Here is a 12964-nt window from a genome sequence, read left to right as displayed (position 1 = left end):
AGAGGTGCTTAGTTAGTTAGCCGCAGTGACGGTCGTTGATGTACCGGATCCAGCATTGCTTGCAGCAACGGCAACGCCGGCAACGGCTGCGCCAACAACAGTAATAGCTGTTGGTGAAACTGTGCCTACTGCAGCTGCAGTTGCAGCAGAACTACCTGCAGCTCCGCCAGATGCAGTTGATGCAGCGGTTGTTGCTGTAGTTGTCGTTTCAGCAAATACGGAAGAGGTGAAAAGAAAAGATAAAAATACTGAGGTGACTAATTTGCTCATGTCTTACTCCATTAAATGAACAATGTGTGGTTTGATAAGAGCTTATTTTACAACGAATAAATAAGCCTTTTTCAATAATAGAAGTAAACTATTTGAATATAAATGTCCAGCTTAAACGTATGCTTCCTGAAAACTAAAACCTTTGTGGCAATCAGATTGAAAATCTAGTTGCTCTAAAAAATAATATTATAGCCATTACGGCTACAAGTATTGTAATTGCACTCTCTATTATTGGTTAATAAGGAGCGTGTGAAGTGTGACGTATTACTACAAATTTATATCATAGAATTAGATATTGCCTATATTCTGTACTGAAACGTCAGGCCAATAAAACAGGCAGCGATACTAGGAATTGGAATCGACACGATGTACAGACCACATGTTTAGCTGTGGCTCTATGTTGATTTAAGCTGATTCATCACGTGAATATAACGGCGATATTTACTTGCAAGAAGAGTACTTAGCGTGATGGGTAAATAGCAACCAAGATAGTGCTAAAGTTAGCCCTAGATTAGCTTCAGTATTACTTCTTTTAAGTCTTTAAATATATAACTATCAATTATTTAATAGTACTAATCTTGCGGTGTTATTTATGCAAACAATGATTCCATTAGTTGTAATCGCCTAGGCGGTATATATAATTCGCGGCGAAAAATTGAGTAAAAACATAAGTATCGTGTGATTTAATTTTTGTTAGGTAAGTTTACAATTAGGCAACACCTTATTTCGACTGTTAATTTAATTAACAACTAGTTAATTAAATTGGTGAAGTGAAAGGTATAGGTCTGATGTTATAAGTTTCCACGAATGTGTGCTTATCAAGTGAAATTATGATAGACATTCGTGATACACCGAGACTCCCATTGAAACAGCAGTTTTTGTTTGATTTACGATTAGCCTTAGTTTGTTTAGGCGTTGTTTTTGCTATTTTTGAGGGTTTCAGGTGCGCTTTACAAAAGCAATACTGATTGGATTATTTATCAGCGTATCATGGTACGCTACAGCCACACCTTGGGTTGAGCCAGACAATTCCATGCTCAGGGTGAATCTCCAGCAACTAGCTGATGCTGGTTATATTAAAGCCCCTCTCACGACGTTTCCGCTACAATGGGCATTGATTAGCGACGACCTAGAACAGATCGACCCAACAACGCTACCAGCCTATCTAGAGCTTTCTTATCGTTACGTTAAGCATTTTTACAATGATGCACGTTTAGGTCGTGGTAATTCACATCTTAAAATGATGAGTGGTACACAAAGACCATACAATTTGGGATATGGCGCTTTTTCTCGTGATGAGTGGGGTGTCTATTCAAGCTACGAGTCGACTGACGCAAACTACTCATATCGTTTAAATGCCAACTATGCCAAGCAAGCTGATGGCAGTAAGGATTTCAATTACCAAGGAAGTTACATTGCGATGGCACAAGGGCAATACACTTTTTCTGCCGGTGAGCTAGAACGATGGTGGGGACCAGGTTGGCAGTCTAGTTTAACTTGGTCGCAAAATAGTTATCCAATCCCTGCCGTATCAATTTCTCGCTTTGGTTTAAATAATCTGGCCTTGGGTGATTGGTCAATTATATCGCTGGTAGGGAAGTTAGATTCCGGTTCGCCAAACAATTACTTATGGGGAACACGAGTCATGAGCCGCCCCGTGCAGTGGCTAGAGCTCGGTGGCTCTTTCCAAAGTTATTGGGGGGCTTCTGATAAGAAAGCTTATGAAGAATTTCCAAATGTTGTCGCAGACAATGAAGCAAGTGCTAAACGTCAGACTAGCCTAGATATGCGTTTGCAACTTCCTACTGTAGGAGAGGTAAGCCAAGGGCTGTATGGACAGATAGCGAGTACTGAATCTCAAGCTGAACTTTCCAGTTACCTATATGGTTGGGAAAGTAGTTGGTTTGTTTTAGGGCAGCAGGCTCACATTGTTGTAGAGCGACAAAAGCTTCATGGTTCTTACTACTCAGAGAGCTCTGATGACCCTTATTTGATGGTCAATGATAGTTTATCTATCAACGACCAAAACGTAGATTCACTTTGGTCTGCAGGCGGTTATCTTCTGTTTAGCAATGATCAACAATTACAACTTTTTGTTCATCGAGTTAGTCCAATCAATGATTCGATGTTCTATCAAACTTCTTTGGAGTATCAGCTCCCCCTATGGAAAGGACGATTGCACCTAGGAGGCGATTATCGTACACAGCGAGTCGATGGTGATCGCTTGGCAATGTGGATTGGCTGGGACTTTCGTTTTTCAGAGTAGAGTAAAGTTATGAGAAAAATATCAATCAAAGTGTTAGACCATACGCTTAAAAAAGCAGTTTTTGCTTTGTGTGGTTTGATTTTGTTCACAGGAACAGCCATGGCGTTCACGCCAACTGCTTCGCAGATCTCTGAATTTAAGTCTCTGCCAAAGTCTGAGCAAATGGCATTAGCTAAACAATATGGTGTTGATTTAAGCCAGTTTAGCCCAAGCACTGGCAGCGATGCACAGTCGGCGAAGGCAAATTCAGCGCCGACTATTTTGCCACGCACTGTTAACTACCAAGATAAGAGCCAGCGGAGTCAAGATTTATCATCGCAACCATATCAAAGTCAAAAACTGAAACCATTTGGTTATGACGTTTTTGCTGGCCAACCGACCAGTAATACGCCATTGAACGATATTCCAGTGCCGAATGACTACGTGATTGGCCCCGGCGATGAGATCAAAATTCAAATTTATGGTAAAGATAACCATAGCTACAGTTTAGATGTGGGTCGCAATGGAGAGATTGACTTTCCTGGCTTAGGACCTATTTCTGTCGCTGGGCAAAGTTTTCATGAACTGAAACAGGCGCTAACAGTAAGAGTTTCAGAGCAAATGATAGGTAATAAGATCTCTGTAAGCATGGGTACATTACGCACTATTCCGGTATTCGTGTTGGGGGATGCGTATCAACCGGGTGCTTACAATGTCAACTCTCTAACTACTGTATCACAGGCTTTGATTGCTGCAGGCGGCATTGACACAGTTGGAACTCTGAGAAACATCGAAGTGAAGCGTCACGGAAAGTTAGTGGAACGTTTCGACCTTTATCAAATGCTACTCAACGGTAATTCAAAACAAGATATCCGTCTTCGCGCGGGAGACGTTGTTTTCATTCCAGCGAAAGGCGCTACTGTTAATATCAACGGAGCAGTACAACGTCCAGCAATCTATGAATTAAAAAGTGGAGAGACGCTTTCTCAAGCGATTCATGATGCTGGGGGAATTACAGCGACAGGAAGCCAAAATCACATCACGGTGAAACGCCAGACAAACAGTGGCATTAAAGTATTTACGCTAAATCTTGCAGAACATGCAGATCGTGATTTCAAGCTTGAAAATGGTGATAGTTTAAAAATCAATGACAAAAACACCCAGTTAACTAGTTATATCCAAGTTAAGGGTGCGGTAGTTCGTCCTGGAGACTATCAGTTCCATAAAGGGATGCATATCTCTGATGTACTTAATTCGGTGAACTCCTCATTACGCGATCATGTTGATTTAAATTACGCTTTGCTGGTTCGTCAGATTGATATGCAAGGTGACATTGTAACGTATCAGTTTAACCTGAAAGATGCGATCACTAACCCTAAAAGCGCTGCAAATCTAGCGTTGCAAAATAGAGATGAGATTTTGGTATTTAGTGAAGCACAGAGTGCTTTAGACCAAAACAACGCTAGCGCAAACTCGACCAGCAGCGATACAAATAGTGCAGACGCAAATAGCGTAACTTCGAATAGTAGTAGCTCAGATCTAAGTAATCAGAAGAACCAGCACACGAGTTTGTCAAAAGACTCTTTAAAAAGTTTGAGTTTGCAGTCGCTTGAGAAAAAAACAATCGGCGAAAAATCCTCTGATTATTCGCGTACGGTTTTGTTAGCTCCGGTAATCGACGAACTAAGACAACAGGCGACGCCTTCGCAGCCAGTTCAGGTCGTTGAGGTAAGTGGCGCAGTTCGATATCCCGGTGTATACCCGTTGAGTGTCAATTACAAATTGAGTGATTTGATCACTGCAGCTGGTGGCCTAGTTGAATCTGCTGATTTACGCACTGGTGAAGTGAGCCGTGTGGCAATCGTTAACGGCCAGCAACATATTACACACAAAAACTTTGAGCTTGGAAAAGCACTGAATGTAAACAGTGCTGATGACTTTAAGCTGCAATCTAAAGACCGTATTAATGTCTTTATGAAGCCAGAGTGGCGTGAAGAGAGCACAGTAACGCTCGATGGCGCAGTTAAATTCCCAGGAACGTACACCATTCAACAGGGTGAGACTTTAGATGATGTGATAAAGCGAGCTGGTGGCTTAACGCGTTTTGCATATGCAGATGGTGCAGTGCTTAGCCGAGTAAGCTTGAAAAAATCGGAAGCTGCGAAATTGCAGATGCTGAAATCACAGATGCAGCAAGAAATTGCAGAACTGACTTTACGCCGTCAAACGTCTGTTGCGTCATACCCGACCTCGCCAAACGAAGCGATGAAAGTTGTTGATAAGTTGCAAACGGCTAAGCCTATCGGGCGACTTGTTATTAACTTGCCTGCAATTCTCAAAGGGAACAAGCAAGATGACGTGATGCTGCAAAACGGCGACACACTTTATGTTCCAGTTAAGCAGAACGTAATTAGCGTAGTAGGGCAAGTACAGTTCCCGGCAAGCTTTGTTTATGACCCACGTGAAAGCTTAAGTGACTATATCAGTAAAGCAGGCGGCACTAAGGTGCAAGCAGACAAAGATCGCATGTATGTAATCCGCGCAAATGGCTCAGTGATGCTACCAAATAACTCTTACTGGTTTAGTCGTAAAGATGATTCACTGCACCCAGGTGACACAATTGTTGTGCCAATCAACAGTAACTACCTAGACAGCTTAAGTGTATGGAGTACAGCAACTCAGATGCTGTATCAGATGGGAGTTGCTTGGAAGGCAGTTCAGTAATAGTAGAAAGCTTGTTAGCAGTCGTAAGGCTGCTAACAAGCTGATTAGAGTCAAAAGAGTGTAGATTAGTACTGAATTAGAAGTTGTGCGTTTGTTGGGTACAAATCATGCCAATAAAACCTCTTTTGATAATCGATATACTAAAAAATCAGATATTAATAATTTACGTATTGTTAATTGACATAACTTAGATAGATAAGCTTATGAATCAGGTAGATAACAAAGTGAAACAATCTCATGATATTAATACATACACGCAGGATAATTCAGGTAACGACATGATTGACTTACTTTCACTATTTTCTGCATTGTGGGAAAAGAAAAAATTAATCACTGCTGTTACTTTTTTATTTACGTTAGCTGGCATAATTTTTAGCTTATTTTTGCCTAATATTTACCAATCAACGGTTTTATTGGCCCCAACGCAAGATCGAACAGAGATAAGCGCTATGGCAAATCAATTTGGTGGGTTAGCTTCACTTGCAGGCATTAAACTAGGGCAGCAAGGTGACAACACGACCGATATTGCGATTGCTAGTTTAAAATCTAGAGAATTTATAAATGAATTTATTAGTCAGCATCATTTGTTACCCGAGTTAATGGCATTAAAGAAATGGAATGAGAAGAATAATCAACTTGTATTTAATTCGGATATTTATGATTCAAAAACAAATACTTGGCATGGTAAGCAATTCTATAATGAGTCCAATAAACCAACAGCAAGTGATGCGTATAAAGCTTTCAGCAAGATACTCTCGATTAAAACAGATAAGGAAACAGGGTTTATAAGCCTATCTATTAACTTAAAATCCCCTTATCTTGCGGAAAAGTGGGCTACATGGTTGGTAGAAGATATCAATCATTGGATGAAAGTTCGTAAAATAGACTCAACTAAAAGGAACATTAAATATTTAGAAGAACAACTAAGTAAAACTTCAGTAACTGATATGGTCACGACATTTAATAAGCTAATTGAGCAACAAACTAAACAGTTAATGTTGGCAGAAGCCCAGAATGAATATGCTTTTCAGACAATTGACCGGGCTGATGTTCCTCAGGAAAAGGTAAAACCACATCGTTTACTTATAGTTATCGCAAGCATGTTTTTAGGTTTGATTCTTTCCTGTTCATTCGTTTGGATTCGAAGAGTTATATAGTATTTTAAGTTTTTTGATAATAATTATTTAGTGAAGAGTTTATCTATGATAATCAGTATTATATACACTTTGGCTTTTTTAAGTAAAAACCAGACTGAATGCTCTCTTACTAATTAATTAATTTATTTTTGACAATTTATTTTTTTTGGATAGTGACATGTTCGTAAATAAATCAATGCTTGTTAATAAAAAGGAGTTTTTATTATTAACTTATGGCCTTATTTTTATGCTGTTGCTATCGATGGATAAACCTCAGGTTCACGTATCTGGGATGGCTTTCCGACTGTCTTTTTTAGCCTTTTTCGTAATATTTTTGGTACAAAAAAGTAAGATACGGATTTCAAGAGAAGACTTATTTTTCTTTCTGTCTTTCATAGTGTTTTCCTTGCCATCCTTGGTTTATTCTGAAAATTTAATAAAAAGCATTATATATATCTTTTGGATGTTTTTCTTGTTTTTATGCATATCTGGTGTTGCTACAACTATTCCTTTGGATAATGGTAAGTTTAGATTTTTTTTCAAAGGAATTATAATATCGTATCGAGTTCAAATTATAGCTTCCTTTTTTGTGGTATTATTTGGTTTTCAATCTAGAGCCTCTGGTTTGTTATATGAGCCATCGTATTTTTCTCTTTATTTAATCCCTTATCTAATGTTCGTTTTATATTCTGTTATTGTTGATAAGAAGTATATGTTTTTCGATTTGTTTGTATTGTGTTTATTTGTCCATTCATCTAAATCAGCAACAATGTTTCTATCTATTGGAATATCTCTAGCTGTGATTTTGACATTTGCATCAAAAAGAAAGCTAGTAACATTATTGAAGATACTTGTTCTTGCCATGGTTATATTGGGTGCTTTGCAAATAAACAAGGCAGTAAACCCAGGAGGTTTAGTTTCAATAACGTATAGTAAAATGGTTGATTCTAAAACTGATAGTGGAGCACTGATTTATTTTTTAGCAAGGACTGGAAACCGATGGCCGAGAGCACAGCTGGCATATGAGGTGGCTAAAAGTAACCCATTAGGTGTTGGTATTGGGACTTATACTGCACATATAGAAAATAATAGAAACTATCCAGTGTTGAAAAAAAAATGGCCATGGTTTCTGAACCCAGAAGGTTACCCTGCAATAAATATGTATCTCCAAATAGCAGCAACTTGTGGTTGGCTTGTATGCTTTATATTTGTTATTTGGAATATAAGGCTATTTATTGTTTTAAAATCAGTTGATATGAAAGAATTTAAAATATTGGGTTTGTCATTTATAGTTCTTTGTCTTTCTCTAAATATCGAATCTAATTATATGAGGCCATATTTTTGGTTTTTAGTTGGCACATCTATGCTAGCTAGAAATTATGCTCGCATTAAGAGTAAGTCTCAGTGTGACTTTGACAGCCTAATTATAGAGTAGAATTTTTATGTGTAGATTTTTAACTGACGAGCGATGGCCTAGAGACACTGGCATTGGTCGTTTTGCAAATGAGGTACTTGATCGGTTGCAGCTTGAAAAGGAGCGCCTTGACATTAAGTGTAGTTTTTCTTCTCTATTGAACCCTATTATGATTAGCAAATCGATAGGAAAACATAAAAATAGAAAAACTGTATTTCTACCGGGGTATATACCGCCGATTTGGTCTAGTGTCCCCTATGTTTTCACTGTACACGATCTTAATCATCTTGATCGCCCTGAAAATGCTAGCTTTTTAAAGTCTCTTTTTTATCGGTTTTTTATTAAACCCGGGTGCCATCGTGCTGCCGCGGTACTGACCGTGTCTGAATTTTCTAGACAGCGAATTATTGAATGGAGTGGAGTGCCTGCGGAAAAAGTGATCAATGTAGGTAATGGTGTAGACGATGCCTATTCGCCAAACGCTGAAGCTTACTCTCCTGGCTACCCATATCTTTTATGTGTGAGTAACCGTAAGGCACATAAAAATGAACCAATGTTAATCCGAGCGTTTGCTCAAGCTCAAATAGATAGCAACATTAGGTTACTGTTCACTGGCAAAGCAACAGAAGAGTTAGATGAGTTGATATCGTCTCTAGGCTTGGAATCAAGAGTTTCTTTCTATGGTTTTGTAGAAGAAGAGCAGCTTCCTTCTTTATACAAAGGGGCGTTGGCTCTAGTCTTTCCTTCTCTCTATGAAGGGTTTGGTTTGCCAGTTATCGAGTCTATGGCTTGTGGTACACCTGTCATAACCTCCAACTGTACTTCGCTACCAGAGGTAGCAGGAGACGCAGCTCTTTTGGTTGACCCTAGCAGTCCAGCTTCGATCTCTTCAGCTATTGAAAAACTGGTTTCTGACATAGACCTGCAAGAAAGTTTAACTCAGCGCGGATTAGATCAGGCGAAAAAGTTTACTTGGGATCTAACTGCCCAGCGTGTTGAATCTGTGTTGCTAGATGCAGCAAAAAACAAGGTGTAAGTATGAATTCTGATATTAGTGTTGCATTAGTTTGCGATTGGCTTGTGACCTATGCTGGCGCAGAAAAAGTGCTGGAGTCGTTGCTTGATATCTATCCAGAAAGCGAGCTGAGTTCACTAGTTGACTTTGTACCAGACAAGCAGCGCTCGTTTTTAAAGAATAAACGCGCCAATACGACCTTTATTCAAAAGCTACCGTTTGCCAAGAAAAAATATCAAAAATATTTGCCATTAATGCCACTTGCCATTGAGCAGCTAGATGTTTCGAAAAGCGATATTGTTTTGTCGAGCAGCCATGCTGTGGCAAAGGGCGTGTTGACAGGGCCTGATCAACTGCATATTAGCTATGTGCACTCGCCGATTCGCTATGCATGGGATCTGCAGCATCAATACTTGCGCGAGGCAGGTCTAAATAAGGGGCTAAAGGGTTGGTTGGCGAAATGGTTCCTACACAAAATCCGAACTTGGGATTACCGTACGGCAAATGGGGTAGATCATTTTATCGCTAATTCTCAGTTTATAGCTCGAAGAATCAAAAAAGTGTATGGGCGTGAGGCTGCGGTTATTTATCCTCCAGTTGCAGTTGAAGATTTCCCTTTGGTGGAAGAAAAAGAAGATTTTTATTTCACCGCCTCCCGAATGGTGCCTTACAAACGCATGGATTTAATTGTTGAAGCATTTTCAAAAATGCCAGACAAGCGCTTGATTGTAATTGGTGATGGTAGTGAATTCGAAAAGATTAAGAGCAAAGCTGGCTCTAATGTTGAACTAATGGGCTATCAACCGTTTTCTGTGCTGAAAGAGCACATGCAAAAGGCCAAAGCATTTGTATTCGCCGCTGAAGAAGATTTTGGTATCACACCTGTTGAAGCGCAAGCTTGCGGGACACCAGTTGTGGCTTTCGGTAAAGGTGGAGCTCTAGAGACTATACGTCCGCTAGGTATTGATTCACCCACAGGACTATTTTTCAAGCAACAGACGGTTGAAGCTGTTTGTGAAGCTATTGAAAGATTTGAAAAAGAGTCGCAAGAGTTTTCACCACAAGCGTGTCGCAGTAACGCCGAAATGTTTTCGACAGAGCGTTTCGAAAACGAACTAAAAGAGTTTGTAAGTGAAAAGTGGGCTGAGTTTTCAGCCGATAAACAGATCACTTACAAGTAAATATTACGAGAGTATATCCATATGAAAACATCTCTTCTCCCTGTAATTATGGCTGGCGGTAGTGGCAGCAGACTGTGGCCATCGTCGCGTGAACTTTACCCGAAGCAGTTTTTGAAGCTCGACGGTGAACTTACGATGTTGCAGAACACTTTAGATCGCTTAAAAGGTTTAGAGTGCGCTAACCCAGTCGTAATTTGCAACGAAGAGCATCGTTTTTTGGTTGCAGAGCAGTTACGCCAAGTGGGTAAGCTTGCACACAACATCATTTTAGAGCCAGCTGGCCGTAATACAGCACCTGCCATAACATTAGCAGCGTTAGCTACAGACCAGCCAGGAGAAGAAGCTCAGCATGATCCACTATTACTTGTTTTAGCCGCGGATCATGTCATCAAAGATGAAGCAGCTTTTACTGCTGCAGTAAATTCAGCGATTCCATTTGCCGAAGAAGGCAAGTTGGTGACATTTGGTATTGTGCCAACTGGTCCTGAAACCGGTTATGGCTACATACGTCGTGGTTCACCAGAAAGTTACAAGCAGGGGTTGGATGATGTGGCGTTTGCCGTTGCTCAGTTTGTTGAGAAACCGGATTTAGAAACTGCGACTGAGTATTTGGGTTCGGGTGAATACTATTGGAACAGCGGGATGTTTCTCTTCCGAGCCAGTAGCTACTTGGCTGAATTGAAGAAGTTCCGTTCAGATATCTATTCTGCCTGCCAGACAGCAGTTGGCACTATAAACCCTGATCTTGATTTTGTACGAGTGAATAAGGAAGATTTCTTAGCTTGTCCGAGTGAATCTATTGATTATGCTGTCATGGAAAAGACAACAGAAGCTGTCGTGGTTCCAATGGATGCAGGATGGAGTGATGTCGGGTCATGGTCATCTTTATGGGAGATTTCTGATAAAGACACTGTTGGTAATGTGAAGCATGGCGACGTTATGAGCTATGACAGTCATAACAACTACCTGTTTGCTGAAACGGGTCTAATTGCAACCGTCGGCGTGAAAGATCTTGTGGTGATCCAAAGCAAAGATGCAATTTTGGTTGCAGACAAAAACCAGGTTCAAGATGTGAAAAAAATAGTGGAGCAGATCAAAGCTGATGGCCGCTCTGAACATCGCATCCATCGTGAAGTTCACCGACCGTGGGGAAAATATGATTCGATTGAAGATGGAGATCGTTATCAGGTTAAAAGCATAACCGTAAAGCCGGGTGAAAAACTTTCCATGCAAATGCACCATCACCGCTCTGAGCATTGGATAGTTGTGTCAGGTACGGCGAAAGTGACTAATGGAGATGAAGTTCAACTGATAACGGAGAATCAGTCTGTTTACATTCCTCTTGGCCAACGACATGCATTAGAGAATGTCGGGAAAATTCCGCTAGAGCTCATTGAGATACAGTCAGGCTCGTATCTGGGTGAGGATGATATCGTTAGATTTGAAGAACGATAAAAATAACATACTAAAAAGAATTTAATGTTGTAGGAAATCCTGAGCCTAAGTGCTCTTTTTCAACAAGAATAAAATTAAAGCAGTGTAATTATGAAAAATACTTTAGTCCCTGAGACGTTGAGCTGTTTTAAAGCTTACGATATCCGTGGTCGTTTGGGTGATGAACTTAATGAGGATATCGCTTATCGTATCGGACGCGCTTATGGCGAATTTATTCAACCAAAAACTGTGGTTGTAGGTGGCGATGTCCGCTTGACTAGCGAGAGCCTTAAATTGGCTCTTGCTAAAGGTTTACAAGATGCTGGCACTGACGTGTTAGATATCGGAATGTCAGGTACTGAGGAGATCTATTTTGCTACTTTCCATCTAGGTGTAGATGGCGGTATTGAGGTCACTGCAAGTCACAATCCAATGGATTACAACGGTATGAAATTGGTGCGTGAAGGTGCTAAACCGATTAGTGGAGATACCGGCTTACGTGATATTCAGCGACTCGCCGAGCAAAATCAGTTCTCTCAAGTAGACATTAATAAACGTGGTATCTACAAGAAGATTTCGACACTTGATGCCTATACTGATCACCTAATAGGCTATATAACACCTGAACATTTCAAGCCGATGAAATTGGTGATCAATAGTGGTAACGGTGCGGCAGGGCATGTAATTGATGCTCTTGAAGAACGCTTTAAACATTACTCAATACCTGTTGAGTTAATTAAGATCCATCATCAAGCAGATGGGAACTTCCCCAACGGCATTCCAAACCCATTACTTCCAGAGTGCAGGCAAGATACAGCAGAAGCAGTAAAGGCCCACAAAGCCGATATGGGAATTGCTTTTGACGGTGATTTTGATCGTTGCTTTATGTTTGACGAAAACGGTGATTTTATTGAAGGTTACTATATCGTCGGGCTTTTAGCTGAAGCATTTCTTAATAACAACCCAGGCAGCAAAATCATTCATGATCCGCGTTTGTCATGGAATACTATCGATGTGGTTAAAGTTGCTGGTGGTGAAACAGTGATGTCTAAAACTGGACATGCCTTTATTAAGGAACGAATGCGCAAAGAAGATGCTATTTATGGTGGTGAGATGAGTGCGCATCACTATTTCCGAGACTTTGCTTATTGCGATTCTGGGATGATTCCTTGGCTATTGGTTTCCGAGTTACTGTGTGTAAAAGGCAAAACTTTACAGCAGCTAGTTAGCGATCGAATGACTGCATATCCAGCATCAGGAGAAATCAACTCGCAACTTGAAGATCCAGCGGCTGCAATAGCTAGAGTGAGATCTGTTTATGAGTCGCAAGCCCTAAAAGTAGACGAGACGGATGGAATTAGCCTTGAATTTGCCGATTGGCGTTTTAACCTTCGCTCATCCAATACAGAACCAGTGGTTAGGTTAAATGTAGAATCTCGAGCTGATACTGTTTTGATGAAACAAAAAACTGAAGAAATATTATCGTTGCTACGCATAAAGTTAAATAGTGTCGATGGTTCAACTTAGCCCTCAATTATATTGTCA

General features: G+C 40.3%; 9 protein-coding genes. 8 read left to right on the top strand and 1 reads right to left on the bottom strand.

Annotated elements, in window-relative coordinates; genetic code table 11:
• Positions 1–12: 12 nt before the first annotated feature.
• Positions 13–270: a hypothetical protein gene (locus L7A31_RS12530; protein WP_237362049.1), complete on the bottom strand. Its 258-nt coding sequence runs from the start codon at positions 268–270 to the stop codon at positions 13–15.
• Positions 271–1213: 943 nt separating this feature from the next.
• Here L7A31_RS12530 and L7A31_RS12525 point away from each other — a divergent pair.
• The 8 genes from L7A31_RS12525 to cpsG all read left to right on the top strand — a co-directional run bounded on the left by L7A31_RS12525 (position 1214) and on the right by cpsG (position 12946).
• The gene (locus L7A31_RS12525) at positions 1214–2536 is read left to right on the top strand and encodes a capsule assembly Wzi family protein (protein WP_237362047.1); all 1323 of its coding nucleotides are present in this window, start codon (positions 1214–1216) and stop codon (positions 2534–2536) included.
• A 9-nt stretch (positions 2537–2545) separates the two neighbouring features.
• A complete protein-coding gene (locus L7A31_RS12520) occupies positions 2546–5239 on the top strand; it encodes an SLBB domain-containing protein (RefSeq protein WP_237362045.1) in 2694 nt (897 codons plus the stop codon).
• Positions 5240–5442: 203 nt separating this feature from the next.
• On the top strand, positions 5443–6396 hold the full coding sequence (locus L7A31_RS12515; RefSeq protein ID WP_237362043.1) for a Wzz/FepE/Etk N-terminal domain-containing protein: 954 nt from the start codon (positions 5443–5445) through the stop codon (positions 6394–6396).
• 157 nt (positions 6397–6553) lie between these two features.
• Positions 6554–7810: an O-antigen ligase family protein gene (locus L7A31_RS12510; protein ID WP_237362041.1), complete on the top strand. Its 1257-nt coding sequence runs from the start codon at positions 6554–6556 to the stop codon at positions 7808–7810.
• Positions 7811–7817: 7 nt separating this feature from the next.
• Positions 7818–8825, top strand: coding sequence for a glycosyltransferase family 4 protein (locus tag L7A31_RS12505; RefSeq protein ID WP_237362032.1), 1008 nt, complete (start codon positions 7818–7820; stop codon positions 8823–8825).
• Between the two features lie 2 nt (positions 8826–8827).
• Positions 8828–9985: a glycosyltransferase family 4 protein gene (locus tag L7A31_RS12500; RefSeq protein WP_237362030.1), complete on the top strand. Its 1158-nt coding sequence runs from the start codon at positions 8828–8830 to the stop codon at positions 9983–9985.
• A 21-nt stretch (positions 9986–10006) separates the two neighbouring features.
• Complete coding sequence (locus tag L7A31_RS12495; protein ID WP_237362029.1) at positions 10007–11440, top strand: mannose-1-phosphate guanylyltransferase/mannose-6-phosphate isomerase; 1434 nt, start codon at positions 10007–10009, stop codon at positions 11438–11440.
• Positions 11441–11530: 90 nt separating this feature from the next.
• Entirely contained in the window at positions 11531–12946 is a 1416-nt protein-coding gene (gene cpsG / locus L7A31_RS12490) for a phosphomannomutase CpsG (RefSeq protein WP_237362027.1), read from the top strand.
• Positions 12947–12964 lie beyond the last annotated feature (18 nt).

This window comes from Vibrio marisflavi CECT 7928, assembly GCF_921294215.1.
In the GTDB taxonomy this organism is placed as follows: Bacteria; Pseudomonadota; Gammaproteobacteria; order Enterobacterales; family Vibrionaceae; genus Vibrio; species Vibrio marisflavi.
Note: the sequence above shows the minus strand (reverse complement) of the source record. Positions and strands in the feature narration are given on the sequence as shown.

Bases quoted from the DNA above. Each gene is read 5' to 3' on its own strand.
- L7A31_RS12530 (WP_237362049.1), bottom strand. From the start codon at position 270: ATGAGCAAATTAGTCACCTCAGTATTTTTATCTTTTCTTTTCACCTCT.
- L7A31_RS12520 (WP_237362045.1), top strand. From the start codon at position 2,546: ATGAGAAAAATATCAATCAAAGTGTTAGACCATACGCTTAAAAAAGCA.
- L7A31_RS12515 (WP_237362043.1), top strand. From the start codon at position 5,443: ATGAATCAGGTAGATAACAAAGTGAAACAATCTCATGATATTAATACA.
- L7A31_RS12510 (WP_237362041.1), top strand. From the start codon at position 6,554: ATGTTCGTAAATAAATCAATGCTTGTTAATAAAAAGGAGTTTTTATTA.
- L7A31_RS12505 (WP_237362032.1), top strand. From the start codon at position 7,818: ATGTGTAGATTTTTAACTGACGAGCGATGGCCTAGAGACACTGGCATT.
- L7A31_RS12500 (WP_237362030.1), top strand. From the start codon at position 8,828: ATGAATTCTGATATTAGTGTTGCATTAGTTTGCGATTGGCTTGTGACC.
- L7A31_RS12495 (WP_237362029.1), top strand. From the start codon at position 10,007: ATGAAAACATCTCTTCTCCCTGTAATTATGGCTGGCGGTAGTGGCAGC.
- cpsG (WP_237362027.1), top strand. From the start codon at position 11,531: ATGAAAAATACTTTAGTCCCTGAGACGTTGAGCTGTTTTAAAGCTTAC.